At 67.9% G+C, this 17,415-nt stretch carries 11 protein-coding genes; 5 read left to right on the top strand and 6 right to left on the bottom strand.

The window, feature by feature from the left end:
- Positions 1–113 precede the first annotated feature (113 nt).
- The 4 genes from ABDK56_RS10905 to ABDK56_RS10890 all read left to right on the top strand — a co-directional run bounded on the left by ABDK56_RS10905 (position 114) and on the right by ABDK56_RS10890 (position 8,142).
- Positions 114–3,476 carry a TonB-dependent receptor gene (locus tag ABDK56_RS10905; RefSeq protein WP_349808303.1) on the top strand — a complete coding sequence of 1,121 codons (3,363 nt, stop codon included), beginning with the start codon at positions 114–116 and terminating at the stop codon, positions 3,474–3,476.
- Between the two features lie 129 nt (positions 3,477–3,605).
- The gene (locus tag ABDK56_RS10900) at positions 3,606–5,123 is read left to right on the top strand and encodes a tryptophan halogenase family protein (RefSeq protein WP_349808302.1); all 1,518 of its coding nucleotides are present in this window, start codon (positions 3,606–3,608) and stop codon (positions 5,121–5,123) included.
- On the top strand, positions 5,120–6,634 hold the full coding sequence (locus tag ABDK56_RS10895) for a tryptophan 7-halogenase (protein WP_349808301.1): 1,515 nt from the start codon (positions 5,120–5,122) through the stop codon (positions 6,632–6,634). The genes ABDK56_RS10900 and ABDK56_RS10895 overlap by 4 nt, the downstream gene beginning before the upstream one ends.
- On the top strand, positions 6,631–8,142 hold the full coding sequence (locus tag ABDK56_RS10890; protein WP_349808300.1) for a tryptophan halogenase family protein: 1,512 nt from the start codon (positions 6,631–6,633) through the stop codon (positions 8,140–8,142). Before ABDK56_RS10895 ends, ABDK56_RS10890 begins: the two co-directional genes overlap by 4 nt.
- Here ABDK56_RS10890 and ABDK56_RS10885 read toward each other — a convergent pair.
- The gene (locus tag ABDK56_RS10885; RefSeq protein ID WP_349808299.1) at positions 8,139–9,614 is read right to left on the bottom strand and encodes a carboxylesterase/lipase family protein; all 1,476 of its coding nucleotides are present in this window, start codon (positions 9,612–9,614) and stop codon (positions 8,139–8,141) included. The two genes, ABDK56_RS10890 and ABDK56_RS10885, sit on opposite strands and share 4 nt — an antisense overlap.
- Entirely contained in the window at positions 9,611–11,119 is a 1,509-nt protein-coding gene (locus tag ABDK56_RS10880) for a tryptophan halogenase family protein (protein ID WP_349808298.1), read from the bottom strand. Before ABDK56_RS10880 ends, ABDK56_RS10885 begins: the two co-directional genes overlap by 4 nt.
- A gap of 123 nt (positions 11,120–11,242) precedes the next feature.
- Here ABDK56_RS10880 and ABDK56_RS10875 point away from each other — a divergent pair, with 123 nt between their 5' ends.
- On the top strand, positions 11,243–12,241 hold the full coding sequence (locus tag ABDK56_RS10875) for a glycoside hydrolase family 5 protein (protein WP_349808297.1): 999 nt from the start codon (positions 11,243–11,245) through the stop codon (positions 12,239–12,241).
- Between the two features lie 6 nt (positions 12,242–12,247).
- Here the strand turns inward: ABDK56_RS10875 and ABDK56_RS10870 are convergent, their stop codons facing one another.
- From ABDK56_RS10870 to ABDK56_RS10855, 4 genes are all read right to left on the bottom strand, one after another.
- Complete coding sequence (locus ABDK56_RS10870; protein WP_349808296.1) at positions 12,248–13,093, bottom strand: aldose epimerase family protein; 846 nt, start codon at positions 13,091–13,093, stop codon at positions 12,248–12,250.
- A gap of 14 nt (positions 13,094–13,107) precedes the next feature.
- Positions 13,108–13,893, bottom strand: coding sequence for an IclR family transcriptional regulator (locus ABDK56_RS10865; RefSeq protein ID WP_349808295.1), 786 nt, complete (start codon positions 13,891–13,893; stop codon positions 13,108–13,110).
- 147 nt (positions 13,894–14,040) lie between these two features.
- Positions 14,041–16,749, bottom strand: a complete 2,709-nt coding sequence (locus ABDK56_RS10860; RefSeq protein ID WP_349808294.1) for a TonB-dependent receptor — start codon at positions 16,747–16,749, stop codon at positions 14,041–14,043.
- A 286-nt stretch (positions 16,750–17,035) separates the two neighbouring features.
- A complete protein-coding gene (locus ABDK56_RS10855) occupies positions 17,036–17,380 on the bottom strand; it encodes an L-rhamnose mutarotase (RefSeq protein WP_349808293.1) in 345 nt (114 codons plus the stop codon).
- Positions 17,381–17,415: the final 35 nt, after the last annotated feature.

The raw sequence follows: 17,415 nt of genomic DNA, 5'->3' as shown, positions 1-17,415 counted from the left end.
TATTGTTACAGCCGCATTGTCAAATCTTGTGATAGCGCTATCAGATAAGGCGAATCAGGCAAGTGGGCACGTCGAATCAAAGATGCCCTGGCCTACATTCGGGGAGGGGTTCGATGGCATCGCATCACATGTTCGCTCGCAATTTCCTGGTCGGGGCCAGCCTTCCGGCGCTGTCGGTCGCGCTTCTCGTCACCCCGGTCGCCGCCCACGCGCAGGTCGCCTCGGGCAATTCGACGTCGCAGTCGTCGGCGACCAATCCGAACAAGACCAGCAATGACGAGATCGTCGTCACCGGCACGCGCAAGGCTCTGCGCACCTCGCGCGACATCAAGCGCAAGGCCGACACGGTGGTCGATTCGATCACCGCGACCGACATCGGCGCCTTTCCCGACAAGTCGGTGGCCGAGGCGCTGCAGCGCGTTCCCGGCATCACCGTCAACCGCTTCGCCGCGACCAGCGACACCGCCCACTTCTCGGCCGAGCCGTCGGGCGTCATCGTCCGCGGGCTTCCGCAGGTGCGCTCGGAATTCAACGGACGCGACACGTTCAGCGCCAACTCGAACCGCGGGCTGAGCTGGACCGACGTCACGCCCGAGCTGATGGCCGGGGTCGACGTCTACAAGAACCAGACCGCCGAGCTGATCGAAGGCGGGATCGCCGGGTCGATCAACCTGCGCACCCGCGTCCCGTTCGACGCCACCGGGCAACTGGTCCAGGTCGGGGTGAAGGCCAACTACGGCGATCTGTCGAAGAAATGGACCCCCGACATCAACGGTTTCTACAGCAACCGCTGGATGACCGGGATCGGCGAGATCGGGATCATGGGCAACATCGCCTATTCCGACGTGAAGACCGCTTCGCAGGGCATCCAGTATGCGCGCGCCGGGATCTACGACAACGGATCGTTCCCGGGCAGCACCGGCACCGTCTATGTCCCGTCGGGGATCGAGTTCCGGTCGAACGAATATGACCGCAAGCGCACCGGCATCGCCGCCGCCGCGCAATGGCGCAGCCTCGACCGCAAGATCCTCGCGACGCTGCAGTACAACCGCTCGCTCAACAACCAGGAATGGCAGGAGCGCGCGGTCGGTGCCGGCTGGGCCGACCTGTACGGCAACGACGTTCGCTGGCGCTTCCCGGCGAGCGGCCGCACCAACACCATCCCGGTCGCCGCGCCGGGGTCGAATTTCGTTTTCGACAGCAACGGGAATTTCCAGTCGGGCACGTTCAACCAGGGGCATGACGTCAATTGGTGGGGCGCTCCTCCCGGAGATGTCGGTTACGGGGTGAACAGCAGCGGCCAGCCGATGTTCACGCCCTGCTACACCTGGATGTCGGCGGATCAGTGTCCCAACCCGTCGTACGGCTCCCCATTCAATACCGCGAGCCGCTACAACAAGAACCGCAACATGACGCAGGACGTCGCGTTCAACCTGAAATGGGAGGCGACCGACCGGCTGCGGTTCAACTTCGACGGACAATATGTCGATTCGAAGATCGACAACTACGACATCGAAGTCGATTTCAATTCTTTCTCCGACGTGTTCCTCGACGCGAGCGGGCCTTTGCCGCGGGTGAAGTTCCTGCCGCCGACCAACGTCAACCAGTCGGCGGGCGGACTGAGCAACCCGAACAGCTATTACATCCGCAGCGTCATGGACCACCTCGAGCAGAGCAAGGGCAACGAGAAGGCGTTCCGGGCCGACGGCGAATATGACATCAAGTCGGGCATCCTCGATTCGCTGAAGTTCGGCGCGCGCTATGCCGATCGCGAACAGAAGGTGCAGTGGAGCACCTACAACTGGCGCAACGTCGCGAACACCTGGACCGACTATTCGCCCTGTCCGCACCCCTTCTTCAACCTCGACAGCAAGCCGACCACCGCGTGCGGCGTCGACTTCAAGGGCTATCCGCAGGGCTTCTACGAGACCGCGCCGTTCGGCTCGAACTTCCTTGGCGGCAATCTCGGCACCTTCCCGTTCGTGCCGTTCGACTTCCTGCGCAACCACGGCGCCGACGGCTTCAGCGTCGATCGGACCGGCGTCGGCCAGTTCGTCCCGGTGTGCGAGCGCAACGGCCAGATCCCGGGCGTCACGCCGGTCGAAAATCCCGACAGCTGCTTCACCTCCGACGAGATCGCGGACATCAGCGAAAAGACCAAGGCGGCCTATGCGATGCTGCGCTTCGGCGGCAACGACTCGCGGCTGTTCGGAATTCCGTTCGCCGGCAACGTCGGCGTCCGTTACGTCGATACCCGCCTGAAAAGTTATGGTTCGGCGCGCTACCCGGTCATTTCTGGGCTCGATGCGACCAAATGCCCGCCCGTCGCGCTAACCCCGGGCGGCCTGACCGGGACCGCTACCGATCCAGGCGCCCCGCCTGATGGCGCGCCTCCGATCGTCAAATATCCCGCCTATTGCTATCTCTCGCCGCAGGATCTCGCGTTCGCGTCGGGCAATGGCGGCAACAACACGGCGCGCGCCAGCAATCACCAGTGGCTGCCGAGCTTCAACATCCGCTTCGACCTGTCGCCGAGCTGGCTGGTGCGCTTCGCCGCTTCGCGCGCCATGTCGCGTCCGGACATCGGACTGCTGAAGAATTATTTCCAGGTGAATGCGCAGCTTCCGGGCGCCGACCTGTCCGATCCGCGCTACACGATCGGCGCCGACGGTCAGCCGACCGCGGTGACGCCGACCTACACGGCCGACGCCTACAACCCCTATCTGAAGCCGATCACCGCCTGGCAGTTCGACGTCTCGCTCGAACATTATTTCGGGCAGGCGGGGCTGTTCAGCATCGCGCTGTTCCACAAGACCTTCCAGAACTACATCCAGTACGGCGTGTTCGACACGGTGCTGACCAACAACGGCGTGACCCGGACGGTCAGGACGCGCGGGCCGGCGAACGGCAAGGGCGCCAAGATCGACGGCATGGAAGTCGCCTACAACCGCTTCTTCGACTTCCTGCCCAAGCCGCTCGACGGGCTCGGGGTGCAGGCCAACTTCACCTATGTGAAGAACAAGGGCGTTCCGAACTCGGGGCTAAGCCCGGTCGGCGGGACCGGCGGGGCGATCACCAACGCGGGCAACGCCGGCTCGGCGCTCGATCCCGGCACGCTCGAAGGCCTGTCGAAATATACTTTCAACCTCGTCGGCCTGTACGAAAAGGGCAAGGTGTCGGCGCGCGTCGCCTACAACTGGCGCTCGAAATACCTCGTCACCGCGGTCGATTGCTGCGTCTACCTGCCGGTGTGGCAGAAGGGCACCGGCTACCTCGATGCGTCGCTGCGTTACCGCGTGACCGACAATCTCGAGCTAAGCGCCGAGGGAAGCAACCTGCTCAACACCAAGACCGTGCTCTACCAGCAGGTCACCGACGAGATGAGCCCCGAGGGCAAGCGCATCCTGACCCCCAACGGCTGGTTCATCAATGACCGGCGGTTCATCGTCGGGGCGCGCATCCGCTTCGGCAAATAGGCTTCACCTTACCCCTCCTGGCGCGCCGCTCGACGCGGCGCGCCAAATTTTTTGTTGGGGGCGTGTCGCCGGGCCGATGACCGCCGGACTTTCACCGGCTAGGCTCGGAGTTCCAGGCGGGAAGGGGCGATGCAGCAGCGGCCGGTCGACGTGATCATCCTCGGTGGCGGGACCGCCGGCTGGACCGCGGCGGCGGCGCTGTCGTCGCTGCTGCCCGCCTCGCGCTGCCGCATCCGGCTGGTCGAGTCCGAGGAGATCGGGATCGTCGGCGTCGGCGAGGCGACCCTGCCGCATCTCAAGAATTTCAACGACGCGATCGGCATCGACGAAGTCGAGATGATGAAGGCCAGCCAGGCGACCATCAAGCTGGGCATCGAGTTCGTCGGCTGGGGCGACCGCCGCTCGCGCTATATCCACCCGTTCGGCATCCACGGGCCGCCGGGATCGGAGCACGCCTTCCACCATCAGTGGGTGCGCGCACATCACGCGGGCTATCCGCATGCGTTCGACGAATTCTCCTTCGCGGTGATGGCCTCCCGGCTCGACCGGTTCGACTTCCCGGCGCGCGATCCGCGCTCGATCGCATCGACATACGCTTACGCCTACCACTTCGATGCCGGTCTCTACGCATCGTACCTGCGCGATTTCGCCGAGCGCCGCGGCGTGACACGAACCGAGGGCAAGGTGCGGGCAGTACATCGCGACGAGGCGAGCGGCGACGTCGCCTCGCTAGAGCTCGAATCGGGCGAACGTATCGCGGGCGACTTCTTCATCGATTGTTCCGGCTTCCGCTCGCTGATCCTCGGCGACGCACTCGGGGTCGCGTGGGAAGACTGGAGCGACTGGCTGCTGTGCGACCGCGCGTTCGCGGTGCCGTCGACGCGGGTCGGCGCGCTCGCGCCCTACACGCGCTCGACCGCCGGCCCGGCGGGCTGGCGGTGGCGAATCCCGCTCCAGCACCGCACCGGCAACGGCCATGTGTTCGTCAGTTCGCTGATCGGCGAGGACGAGGCGGCGAGCCAGCTGCTCGCCGGGCTCGACGGCGACGCGCTCGGCGAACCGCGGCTGCTGCGCTTCAAGGCCGGGCGACGGCGCGAGAGCTGGCACCGCAACTGCCTCGCGCTCGGGCTTGCCGGCGGGTTTCTCGAGCCGCTCGAATCGACCAGCATCTATCTGGTCCAGATCGCCATCATGCATCTGCTGCCGCTATTCCCGGAAGCGCGGGTCGACCCGCGCCTGGCGGCCGAGTTCAACCGCCGGATCGACCTCGAATATCAGAGCATACGCGACTTCCTGATCCTCCACTACCGGCTCAACCGCCGCGATGACGGGGAGCTGTGGCGGCATTGCCGGACGATGGCCGTCCCCGACACCCTCCGCGCGAAAATGGAGCTGTTCGCGCGTGGCGGCTATGTCGAGCAGTATCGCGACGGGCTGTTCACTCCGCCCAGCTGGCTGGCGGTCTATATCGGGCAGGGACTCGTCCCCGATCGCCCGCATCCGCTGGCCGAGGCGGGCGAGATCGGACCGCTCGTCGCCAAACTCGACGCCTTGCGCGACGAGGTCAGGGAGCGCGCCGAGGAGCTTCCGCTCCACTCGCGCTTCCTCGAGCGATATGCGCCCGCCCCTGCCGTAGCCCTCGCATGACCGACCGACCGATCGAGACGCTGCTGGTGGTCGGCCGCGACGTCGCCGGGTTCGTGGCGGCGGCGGCGCTCCACCGCGCGCTCGGCCCGGCGGGGATCCGGGTCGAGATGGTCGAGCTTCCCTCGCGCGCGGGTCCGGGCGACGTCCTTGCCGCGCCCCCGTCGATCGGCGCGCTTCACCGGATGATCGGGCTCGACGAGCGGCTGCCCGCTGCGCTGTGCGGCGCGGTGCCGCTGGTCGCGCACCGCTACGCGAACTGGGGCGGGGCGGCGGCGCCCTTCTTCCACGGCTTCGACCTGCCCCCGCTGCCGGGACAGGATTTGCCGTTCACCCAATATTGGCTGAAGGGCAGGCGCGAGGGCCTACAGGTCGCACTCGAGGATTTCTCGTTCGCGATCGGCGCGGCGCGCAGCGGCCGGGTTCCCGTCCCGCCGAGCGAACCGGCCGAGCCGGCGGTGGCGGCGTTCGGCTGGTCGATCGATCTCGCGCGCTATGTCGCGGTGCTCGACGAGCATGCGCGGCGGAGTGGGGTCGTCATCCACTCGGCGCGGTCGATCGAGGTCGAGCATCGCGGCGAAATGGTCGAGGCGATCCGGCTCGACGACGGGCGGCGCCTGGCCGCCGATCTCTATCTCGACGCCACCGGGCCCGAGGCGTCGCTGATCGGCTCCCTTGCCGGATCGGTTTCGGAGGACTGGAGCGATCGGCTTCCCTGCGACCGGGTGATGACGCTGTCGGGACACGCCTTCGCCGAGCCGCCCGCCTACGGCCATGTCGCGGCGTTCGACGCGGGGTATCTCGCGGTCCATCCGCTCCAGCATCGCACCGCGGTCAGCGTTCGTTATTCTTCCGAGCAGATCGACGATGCCGCGCTCGCCGCCCAGCTTCCCGCGCTGTCGCCGGTGCCTCTCGCCGGCGATGCCGATGTCGCGGCGCGGCCGACCGGACGGCGGGGGCGACCGTGGATCGGCAATTGCGTCGCGCTGGGCGAGGCGGCGGTGGTGCACGAAGCGCTCGACGGCGCGCCGATCCAGGCGCTCCATGCCGCGCTCGCGCACCTGCTGACGCTGTTGCCGGTGACCACGTCGACGATGCCCGAGGCCGCCGTGTTCAACCGGCTGGTCGGCCTGGCGAACGACGGGCTGCGCGACTTCACCGCCGCGCATTTCGCGCTCAATCGTCGATTCGGCCAGCCGCTGTGGGACGCCGTCCGCCAGGCGTTCAGCCCGACGCTGGCCGACAAGGTGCGGCTGTTCTCGATGCGCGGGCTGGTGCCGATCAACGACGAGGAACCGTTCGACGAGGGCAACTGGTCGCTGCTGCTCACCGGCCACGGGATTGAGCCCGAAGGCTATGACCCGCGGATCGACATCGTCGACGACGAGGCGCACGTCGCGCGGGTCAACGGCCGGCTGCAGGAGGTCGCCGCGCGGGTCCGCGCGATGCCGACGATGCGCGCGGCGATCGCCGCGATGATGCCGTCGATGCCCGGCGGGCTCAACCCGCGATGACCCAGCGCCCGCTTCGATCGATCGTCGTCGTCGGCGGGGGGACCGCAGGCTGGATGGCGGCCGCCGCGCTCGGCAAGGTGGTCGGGACCGGGCGGGTGCGGATCACGCTGGTCGAAAGCGAGGAGATCGGGACGATCGGCGTCGGCGAGGCGACGATCCCGGCGATCCTGCTGTTCAACCGCCTCCTCGAGATCGACGAGGACGCGTTCGTCGCCGCGACCCAGGCGACCTTCAAGCTGGGGATCGAGTTCGTCGACTGGACGCGGCTCGGCCATCGCTATTTCCACAATTTCGGGCTGCTCGGCGCCGAGCTTCGTGGCGGCGCGGCCTTTTCGAATTACTGGCTGCGCTGGGCGAGCGGGAGCGGCGCCGACGACCCGCTGCGGTTCAGCGCGGAAACGGTCGCGGCGCGCGGCGGCAGGTTCGGGCGGGCCGGCGGGCAGGACGGGCTGCCGTCGATCAACTACGCCTTTCAATTCGATGCCGCCGCCTACGCCGCCTTCCTGCGCGACTATGCCGAGCGGCGCGGGGTTGTGCGGCGCGAGGGCCGGGTGGTCGAGGTCGAGCGCGGGGACGCGGGGATCGAGGCGATCCGGCTCGCCGACGGCGGGCGGGTCGCGGGCGATTTCTTCGTCGACTGCTCGGGAATGCGGGGGCTGCTGATCGGCGCGCTCGAGGGGACCGACTACGACGACTGGCGCGAATGGCTGCCCAACGACCGCGCGATCGCGGTTCCGTGCGAGCGGGGCGAAACGACCACGCCGTTCACCCGCGCGACCGCGCGCGGCGCGGGTTGGCAATGGCGCATCCCGCTCCAGCACCGGATCGGCAACGGTCACGTCTTTTCGAGCCCGCACATGAGCGATGACGAGGCCGCCGCGATCCTGCTCGGCCAGCTCGACGGCGCGCCGCTGGCCGAACCGCGCACGATCCGCTTCACCACCGGGCGGCGGCGGCGAAGCTGGGTCGGCAACTGCCTCGCGGTGGGGCTGTCGTCGGGCTTCCTCGAACCGCTCGAATCGACCAGCATCCACCTTGTCCAGGCGGCAATCATGAAGCTGCTCGACTATTTCCCGACGCGCGATTCCGACCCGGTGCTGGTCGACCGTTTCAACGACGAGATGGCGCGGCTGTACGAGGCGATCCGCGACTTCCTGCTCGCCCATTATGTCGTCACCGAGCGCGATGATACCGCTTACTGGCGCGGCTTCCGCGCAATGGAATTGCCCGACACGCTGCGCGAGAAACTGGCGCTGTTCGAACGGCGCGGCGAGGTGCTGCCCAAGGTCGGCGAACTGTTCAGCGAAACGAGCTGGTTCGCGGTGCTTTACGGGCAGGGGATCCGGCCGGTCGGCTGGAACCCGATCGCCGACGGGCTGTCCGACGACCAGCTCGCGCTGACGATGGCGCGGATCGGCGAGGCGATCGACCGCCGCGTCGCGGGACTGCCGCCGCACGACCGCTTCGTCGCCGGCTGCTGCGCCGCATCGCCGCCCGCCGGGCGTTAGAGCCGCGCGTTGAGCGCGCACGCCTCGGGCCGCAGCGGCCCTTCGACATGTGCGCCGCCGGAATCGAACAGCAGGTGCTGTTGCGCACCCGGGTCGAAGCGCGGCCATGTCGCGAGCCCCGGCCCGTTCGGGTCGCCGGTCATGATGAAGTTCAGCCAGTAGGGCTTGAGCGACTGGCCCGGCGCATACTGGTCGGCACCGAAGGCATAGCTGATCTCGCGCGCATGGGTCGTTCGCCCGCCGCCGGGCGCGGCGTCAAATTCATAATGCCAGACGCGTTGCCCGCGCCGCGCGAGCAGCGTCGCGAGGTGGACCGTCGGGCAGCGGAAGGTGAGATCGGTGGCGATGATCTGGTCGCGCTCGCCAAGCCGCGGATCGACCGGCGGGTCGGGCTCGTCGAGCCGATAATAGGCGCGTGCCGCCGTCTCGCGCGGGCCGGTCGCCTTGGCGACGAAGGCGTCGCGGTGCGGGCGATCGCCGGGAAGGTTGAGTTCGACCCGGTTGCTGCCGATCAGCACGTCGGGCTGGCCTGCGCGGGCCAGCAACGCGGCGGGGTCGTCGGGGAGGTAGGCGCCGTCGATCGTCACGCGCAGAAAGCGATAATCGTCGGACTCGAGCGCGTCGTCGTGGAGCGTCCGGTCGGCCGCGAGTAGCGCGGTCGCCGACATCGCGCGCAGCTTGTCGATGCTGCCGCCGCTGCCCATTGCTGCGTCGAGCTGGTCGCCGAGCCGTAATGCCTCGGCGAGCGGGCGGGGCGGCAGGCCGAAGCCCGGGGTTCCGCTCTCGACGATCGCGCGCCGGAACAGCCCGCGCGTCGAAGGCGCGGCGAGCATCAGCGACACGTCCTGCGCGCCCGCCGATTCGCCCGCGATCGTCACCTGGTCGGGATCACCGCCGAAGCGCGCGATGTTGCGGCGGACCCAGCCGAGCGCCGCCGCCTGGTCCATCAACCCGTAGTTGCCCGCGTGGCCTCCAGCCTCTGCCGCCGCGCCGCGATGCGCGAGGAAGCCGAACAGCCCGAGCCGGTACCGGACGCCGACGATCACCACCTTTTCGCCGACGTCGGAAAGCACGATGTCGTTGGGGCCGCCGGCGAGGTTGCTTCCGCCGTGGATCCACACCAGCACCGGGCGGTGGCCAACGAGCGCGGGGGTGCGGACGTCGAGCGTCAGGCAGTCCTCGCTGCCGATCACGACGTCGCCGCGGTTCCAGCCGTAGTCGTTCTGCAGGCACGAGGCAGGTTGCGGCTGCGACGCGCGCACCGAGCGCCACGGCGTGGGCGGCTGCGGCGGCTTCCAGCGCAGCGGCCCGGTCGGCGGTGCGGCGAACGGGATGCCGCGAAACACATAGCCGCCGTCAAACGGCGCGCCGCCGACCGGCCCGCCCTCGGTGCGGACGACGGACGCGGGCTGGAGCTGGGCCTGGCCCGGGTTCGCGGCCAACAGCGCAAAGGCCAACAGTCGTTTGATCATCTCGTCTTGCTGCTCCTGACGATCGCGTCGATGAGGTCGGCGGCGAGCGGGAGCGAGTCCGCCGCCGCGGCGAAGTGCGAGCGCAGCTGGCGCATCGCGTCGATCACCGCGCCGTCGGGGAGCGCGTCGGCGACCGGGTCGATCGCGCGCGGGCGAAGGCCCTGGCCGACCATCACCGCCGCCCAGCTCGGGACGTCGAACAGCTCGTCGCCGCGGCGGAAGATCCGCCCGCATTCGTCGAACAGCGCGAGCCGCTCGGCGAGGCTGTCGGGCGGCGGGGTCTCGCGCACCGCGCGCCAGAAGGGCTCGTCGCGGCGGTTGGCGCGATAGTGGAGGATCAGGAAGTCGCGCACCGGGTCGTAACTCGACACCAGCTGGCGATTATATTCGTCGCGCTCGGGGGCGTTGATCCCGTTCGCCGGGAACAGCGAAATCAGTCGCTGGATGCTGGTCTGGATCAGGTGGATGCTGGTCGCTTCGAGCGGTTCGAGGAACCCCGCCGACAGACCGATCGCGACGACGTTGTGCGACCAGGCGACCGACCGCCGCCCGGCCGTGAAGCGCAGCTTGTTGACCGGCCCGACCGGCACTCCGCCGAGGCTGTCGAGCAGCCGCCGCTCGGCCTCGTCGTCGGCGATGTGCGCGCTGCTGTAGACATGGCCGTTGCCGGTGCGATGCTGGAGCGGAATCCGCCATTGCCAGCCGGCGGGGCGCGCGCTCGACCGGGTATAGGGCTGGAGCGGCTCGGTGCGCGCGCTTGGCACCGCGACCGCGCGGTCGCACGGCAGCCAGCGGCTCCAATCCTCGAACGGGACCCCGAGCGCCTCGCCGAGCAACAGGCTGCGAAACCCCGAGCAGTCGACGAACAGGTCGCCGCGAAGCGCGCGTCCGTCGTCGAGCGTCACCGCGGTCACGTCGCCGCTCTCGCCGTCGCGCGCGACCTCGACGATCCGTCCTTCGATTCGCTCGACTCCGAGCGGGCTCGCATAGTCGCGCAGGAAGGCAGCGTAGAGCGCGGCGTCGAAGTGAAAGGCGTAGGCGATCGCGGCGAGCGGCGAGCCGGGGTCGGGCGCGGGATGCGAGAAGCGGTCGCGCGCGGCGGCGGCGGCCGACATGCTGTACGCCTCGAGCGGTCCGACGCCCGGATCGCGCTCGTGCTTGAGCCAATGCTGGTAGAGCGGCAGTCCCTCGAGCGGGTAGCCGATCTGGCCGAACTGGTGGAAGTAGCGCTCGCCCGGCCGGACCCAGCCATCGAACTCGATTCCCAGCTTGTAGCTCGCCTTGGTCGCGGCGAGGAAGGCGGGCTCGTCGATCCCGAGCGAGCGGTTGTATTCGAGGATCGGCGGGATCGTCCCTTCGCCGACGCCGACCGTGCCGATCGCGTCGGACTCAACCAGCACGATCCGCCGCCCGCGCCCGACGAACCGCGCCAGCGCGGCGGCGCTCATCCAGCCGGCGGTGCCCCCGCCGACGATGATGATGCGACGGATCGGATACTCGCTCATCGGCGGTTGCTGGGCAGGGGAGGGGTCGGCGGCGTCACGGCGTAAAGTCATGAAACGAGGCGGGGCTTGACGCAAGCGATTGCGATAGCGCTATCATGACAGCGCAAGAGGGAGCCCAACGTCATGCGTCGTTCGATCGTCAACCGCCTGTGGGTCGCGCTCGCCGCCGCGGCCGCGCTGCTGCCTGCCGTGCCGGCCGCCGCCGCGCCCGCCTCCTTTTCGCGCGGGGTCAACGTGCTCGGCTACGATCCCTATTGGGACGAGGGCGGCACGCCGCGATTCCAGTGGCGCCACTTCGCCGCGATCCGCCGCGCGGGGTTCGATCATGTGCGGGTCAATCTGCAGGCGTTCCGCCACATGGATGCCAAGGGGCAGCTATCGGCCGACTGGCTGCGCAAGCTCGACCGGGTGGTCGCCGAAGCGCGCAAGGCGGGGCTGTCGGTGATCCTCGACGAGCATGACTTCAACCGCTGCTCGGACGACATCGAGCAATGCCGGGCGCAACTGACGTCCTTCTGGGCGCAGGTCGCGCCGCGCTATCGCCGGCAGCCCGCCTCGGTCGCGTTCGAACTGCTCAACGAGCCGCACGACAAGCTCAACGGCGAGCCGTGGAACGCGTTGCTCGCCGATGCGCTCGCGGTGGTCCGCAAGACCAACCCGACCCGCACCGTGATCGTCGGCCCGACCCACTGGAACTCGCTTGCCGACCTTGACCTGCTGCGCCTGCCCGAACGGGACCGCCACCTTATGGTGACCTTCCACTATTACGAGCCGTTCCGCTTCACCCACCAGGGTGCGGGCTGGACCGACCTCAAGACGCTTCGCGGCGTGACGTGGGGCAGCGCCGAGGACCGCGCGGTGGTATCGCGCGACTTCGACAAGGTCGCGGCGTGGGCCAAGGCGCACGGGCGGTCGATCTACCTCGGCGAGTTCGGCGCGTACGACGGCAGCGGCACCCCGACCGATCTTCGCGTCGCCTACACTGCGACCGTCGCCCGCGCCGCCGAGGCGCATCGCTTTGGCTGGGCCTATTGGCAGTTCGACGGCGATTTCATCGTCTGGGACATGAAGCAAGACGGCTGGGTCGTGCCGATCCGCGACGCGCTGCTGCCGCCGCGCTGAGCGAAATCAGTCGAGCAGGTCGAACCGTGCCTCCCAGCGCGCGGTCGCGCCCGGCGACACGACCTCGTCGAAGTCGCCCTTGGCGAAGGCGTTGGGGCGGTGGCTCTGCGGCTCGACGCAAAAAAAGTCGCCGCCGACCGGGGCATAAAGCTGGAAACCCGCAAGCCGCGACGCGTCGATCCGCAGGCGTCGCCCGGTCTCCAGCCGCAGCGTCGCCGGACGCGACGTCGCGTAGAAATGGTCGGTGAAGGGAAGGGTCGACACCGCCACCGGGCGGCCGCCGCGGAAGCGGTCGTCGTCGACCATGCCGATCGGCAGCGCGTCGGCATCGATCTCGGTCCGCCGGTCGGCGTCCAATTCGACCGTCGCGTTGCCGCTCGGGAAATAGGGATGGACCCCGAAGCCGACGGGCATCGCCTGCTCGCCGAGATTGGTCAGTTCGAAGCCGATGCGAAGGCCGTGGTCCGACAGCGACACGGCCTCGGTCGCGATGAACGGCCACGGCCAGCCCGACCCGTCATGATCGAGCCGCAGCACGGCGCGATCGCCGGCCACCTCGACCGCCGTCCACGCCCGTCGCCACCCGACGCCGTGGAGCGCGTGCGGCGGCGAGACGGGGTCGTCGGGAACGACGATCTCGCGCCCTTCGAAGGCGAAGCGGCCGCGCGCGATGCGGTTGGCGAAGGGGAGGAGAGGGAAGCAGGCGGTGTCGAGGATTGCCGGCGTGGCGGGGGAGGGGCGGAGCACGGGTACGCCGTCGACGTCCCACGACAGGATGGTGCCGCCGTTGGCCGGGGAGAGCGACAGTCGCGCCGTCCCGCTGGCGAGGTCGATCCGGGCGGAGCCGCTCACCGGCCGAGCCGTCCTCAGATGCGGGCGTCGTTGAGCACGAGCTCGGCCGACAGCTTGCTCGCCGCCTCGCGCAGGTGGACGCCGACGTCTTCGATCGACATTTGCGCGACCTTCATCTTGACGAACGGGACGCTGAGCGACGCCGCGGCATGATCGCCGCGGAGCACCGGGGCGGCGAGGTCGGTGACGCCCTCGGCGAAATTGCTGAGCTGCTGGAGATAGCCGTCGCGGTGGACCTCCTTCGCGCGCTGCCGGAAGGCGGCGAGATCGGCCTTGGAGGGCTTCGGATCGAACCCTTCTTCCCACTTCTTCTGCAGGTCGGGTGATTGGAAGGCGTAGAGCATCAGCCCAGAGGCGGTCAGGTGGAGCGGGCGATGATGACCGACGCGGACCGAGAAGCCGATCTGTTCGCGCGATTCCATCCGCGCGACGACGACCATGTTGCTGCCCGACGGGATGACGAGATGGCACGACTGGCCGATCTTGCCGGTCAGCTCGCGCATCACCGGAAGCGACAGTTCGACCAGGTTGCGCACAACCGGGCGCCCGAGCCCCAGCTCAAACAGGCGCGTGGTCAGCGAATAGCCGTCCGAGCCCTGTGCGACCATGCCGCGCCGCTCGAGCACCTGGATCATCCGGAACAGCTCGCCGGTCGACCGGCCGAGCCGCTGGACGATCGCGCTGAGCGACAAAGGTTCGCTTTCGGCGGCGAGCAGCTCGAGCACGTCGAGCCCCTTTTCGAGCGCCGGTGCCCGGTAGAGTTCGCCGCCCTTTGCACCGCCGACGGCCTTACGACCCATGAACGTCTCCTGGTTTGCGCGACCCTTATCGCCTGCGCCGGTCGATGACCAGAAGGCGGTCCGATGCGGCGGTCGCCAAGGTTCGAAAAAAATGCCCCGCCATCACGTGGACGGCGGGGCAGTCGGAGGGACTTGTCGGCCCGGCGCCTACATCTTGATCGTGGCGCTGAGCGAGAAGACGCGGCCGTTCTTGTAGATCGAGGTCGGCGCGTTCGGGGTCGAGGAATATTGGTAATAGGTCTCGTCGAGCAGGTTCGACGCCGCCGCGGTCAGGCTGAGGTTGCCGTTGATCGCGTAGGACACCTGCGCGTCGAGCTGCTGGTAGGCCGCGGTATAATCCTCGGACTGCTGGCGCCCGAAGCGATAGAAATATTTCGAGCGACGGTTGTAGCTGACCCGAGCCTGGAACGGACCGCTCTCGTAGAAGGGCGAGATCTGGACCGTGTTGCGCGACAGGAACGGCAGGCCGGTCGCCGCCGGGGTCTGCGCATCGGCGAAGGTGTAGGACGCCTGGATGCCGAAGCCGGCGTAGATGTTGGCGTTGCCCGAGATCGAGAAGCCGGTGACCTTCGCCTTGCCGCCGTTGATCGGCCGCGAGATGGCATAGTTGAGCGTCTGCCCGGTGATCGGGTTGGTCAGCTCGGTATCGACCGTCTGGTTGCCGACGTAGTTCGAAATGTCGCGGTAGAAGACTTCGCCCGCCAGATAGCTCGACGGCGCGAAATACCATTCCGCCGACAGGCCGAAGTTGGTCGCGAGATAGGGCTTCAGGTCGGGATTGCCGCCGCCGCCGCTGAGCGTCGTGTCGTCGAGCGACAGATAGCCGGCAAGGTCCGAATAGCGCGGGCGCGCCATGACCTTCGCCGCGGAGGCGCGAAGCACGACGTTGGTCCCCGCGTCATAGGCGATGTTGACCGACGGCAGCAGGCGGGTGTCCGAGTGGTTGGACTGGACGAGGTCGACGATCGAACCGCTCTGCGCGTAATAGTTTGATTCGTCCTTGGTGTTGACCAGCCGCGCGCCGATGTTGCCGCGGATCTTCCCGGCCTTGAAATTGCCCTGGATATAGGCGGCTGCGACTTTTTCGCGGACGAGCCAGTAATCGCCCTTCGACAGGCCGCGGTCGTCGGTGAAGTTGCCGTACTTCTGCAACGTGGCGATGATCGCGTCCTTGTCGAGACCGACGAACGGCACCCCGTTGCCCGACGTTCCCAGCCCCGCGTAGAGGCTGCTTGGCCGGGTCGTGTAGCCGAGGTCGGCGACGGTGAAGTCCTGGTTGGTGAAGATCGCGTTGCTGTAGGTCGTGTTGCTGTTGTCGTGCGCACTGTAGCGCGCGCCGAACAGCAGCTTGTCGAACGGCCCGACCGCGATGTCCTTGGCGACGTTCGCCTCGCCGAACCATTCCTTGTCGACGGTGAAGCCCGACTGGGTCGGGATGCCGCCGATCTGGCGCCCGTAGAAGGTGCGGCCGTCGGTGGCGGTGATGTTCTCGCCGCCGTTTGCGGTATAGTTGCTGACGAATTGCGAGGCATCGCTCGCCGGGTTGGCCCAGTTGACCGTGGTCGACTGGCCGTTGGCCCCCGCGGTGAACCCCTGCTGGGTGCGGAAGTCGAGCAGATATTCGGGGTCCTTGCCGCCCGAGGCTCGGGTGTAGCCGACGTTGCCGGTGATGTCCCAGCCGTAGGGGTTGTACTGGTAAGCCAGCGAATAGGTGTCGTTCTTGATCCGCGTACGGCGGTAATAGGTGTCGAGCTCGCCGGTCGAGCCCTTCTGCCCGGCCGGGATTCCGGCGAAGGTGGCGCTGGTCACCAGCCCGCCGCCGAACTGCGCCGAGATGAGCCGCGAGCCCTCGTAGCCGTAGGTGTAGATCGAGTTTGAGATGTTGTCGTAGTTGCCGCGGATCAGCAGCGCAGTGCCGGTCAGCGTCAGATGATCGGCGGGCCGCACCTGGAGCGCGCCGTTGAAGCCGATCCGCTGGCGCTGCTGGCGGAAATATTCCCGCGCCAGGAACGAGGCGAAGCGTGACGAGGAGAGTTCGGCGCGCTCGGCATCGGTGAGCTGCGCGGCGGTCTTGCCGTTGAAGGTCGCGGTCGCCGGCGCGTTGGCGAGCAGCGCATCGCCGGTACGATACCAGTAAACCGCGACGCCCGCGCGGCTGAGCTGTTCCTTGTCGTAGTTCGCGGCGAGCAGGATGCCGATCGTGTCGTTGCTGTTCTTCCAGCTGTAGAGGCCGGCGCCGCGGATGCTGCCGCGCTTGGCGCGGTCGTTGTAGTCGTAGCCGAGGTTGAAGCGGACGGTGTTCGCCTTGAGGTCGAGTGGCTTGCGGGTGACGACGTCGACGCTCGCACCGATCGCGCCTTCCTGCAGGCGCGCCTCGGGGGTCTTGTAGACGATCGCCTGGCTGATGATCGCGGGCGAAAGCAGCGAATAGTTGAAGGTGCGGCTCGACCGGTCGGACGGGTTGCCGCCCCAGTCGGCCGAGGCGACCGAGTGGCCGTCGATGGTCAGCCGATTGAGCGCGGGCTCGACCCCCGCGATCGACAGCTGCTCGCCCTCGCCGAACTGGCGGTCGACGGTGACGCCGGGAAGGCGGGCGAGCGAGTCGGCGACGTTCGCGTCGGGCATCTTGCCGACGTCTTCGGCGCTGATCACGTCGACGATCGAATCGGCGCGGCGCTTGGTCGTCGCCGAATCGCGGAGGCTGCGGCGGATACCGGTGACGACGACTTCGTCGCCGCTGCTCGACTTGGCCGGATCGGTCGCCTGCGCGGCGGTGTCGCCGCCGGTCTGCGCGAGCGCCGGAACGCTCGTCAGCGTCAGCGCGGTCCCGATCAGCAAAGTGGTCCTGAAATTCATCGCGTGCCTCCCCCAAGGTTGTCGATCCGAGGGACGGCGGGCGGCCGGGCGACGGATCGCTGGCATCGAAATCTTCGAGCCTTCGCATGGGTTAATCCTAAAAATCATGCCATGCAAGCTTCATGAAAAAGATTTTGCATATAAAAAATCGGAACGCGAAATGCGTAATTTTATGCGCGCGTTGGCAGCGCCCCGCGACACGTGCGATGTCCCTTGTTGTGGCGTGCGGGATCAGGAGGGGAGGCGCCGCGGCGCGGCGCACTTCAGGCCGGTATGGCGGCCGCGCTTATTGCGCGTCGAGCGAGAAGATCTCGGTCGCGCGTTGCCACTTGCCGCGCGACGGGTCGGCCGCGATCGGCTGCTGGAAACGATCCATCAGCGCTTCCCATCGCTGCACGACCGGGTTCGCCGAATCGGCTGCGCCCTTCGCGGCGAAATCGAAATCGTCGTCGGCCTCGACCAGCATCACCAGCCGGGTGCCGAGCCGGTGGATCGTCATCGACTGGATCCCCGATTGGCGTATCGAATCGACGACCTCGGGCCAGACCTTTCCCGCGGCATGATGCGCCTCATATTCCGCGATCAGCGCCGGGTCGTCCTTGAGGTCGAGCAGCAGGACATGGCGTCGCATCGTGGTCTCGTCGTTCGTGCCGGTGAAAGTCGATT

Source organism: Sphingomonas sp. ASV193 (assembly GCF_040203355.1).
Taxonomy (GTDB): Bacteria; Pseudomonadota; Alphaproteobacteria; order Sphingomonadales; family Sphingomonadaceae; genus Sphingomicrobium.
Note: the sequence above shows the minus strand (reverse complement) of the source record. Positions and strands in the feature narration are given on the sequence as shown.

Bases quoted from the DNA above. Each gene is read 5' to 3' on its own strand.
- ABDK56_RS10905 (WP_349808303.1), top strand. From the start codon at position 114: ATGGCATCGCATCACATGTTCGCTCGCAATTTCCTGGTCGGGGCCAGC.
- ABDK56_RS10900 (WP_349808302.1), top strand. From the start codon at position 3,606: ATGCAGCAGCGGCCGGTCGACGTGATCATCCTCGGTGGCGGGACCGCC.
- ABDK56_RS10895 (WP_349808301.1), top strand. From the start codon at position 5,120: ATGACCGACCGACCGATCGAGACGCTGCTGGTGGTCGGCCGCGACGTC.
- ABDK56_RS10890 (WP_349808300.1), top strand. From the start codon at position 6,631: ATGACCCAGCGCCCGCTTCGATCGATCGTCGTCGTCGGCGGGGGGACC.
- ABDK56_RS10885 (WP_349808299.1), bottom strand. From the start codon at position 9,614: ATGATCAAACGACTGTTGGCCTTTGCGCTGTTGGCCGCGAACCCGGGC.
- ABDK56_RS10880 (WP_349808298.1), bottom strand. From the start codon at position 11,119: ATGAGCGAGTATCCGATCCGTCGCATCATCATCGTCGGCGGGGGCACC.
- ABDK56_RS10875 (WP_349808297.1), top strand. From the start codon at position 11,243: ATGCGTCGTTCGATCGTCAACCGCCTGTGGGTCGCGCTCGCCGCCGCG.
- ABDK56_RS10865 (WP_349808295.1), bottom strand. From the start codon at position 13,893: ATGGGTCGTAAGGCCGTCGGCGGTGCAAAGGGCGGCGAACTCTACCGG.
- ABDK56_RS10860 (WP_349808294.1), bottom strand. From the start codon at position 16,749: ATGAATTTCAGGACCACTTTGCTGATCGGGACCGCGCTGACGCTGACG.
- ABDK56_RS10855 (WP_349808293.1), bottom strand. From the start codon at position 17,380: ATGCGACGCCATGTCCTGCTGCTCGACCTCAAGGACGACCCGGCGCTG.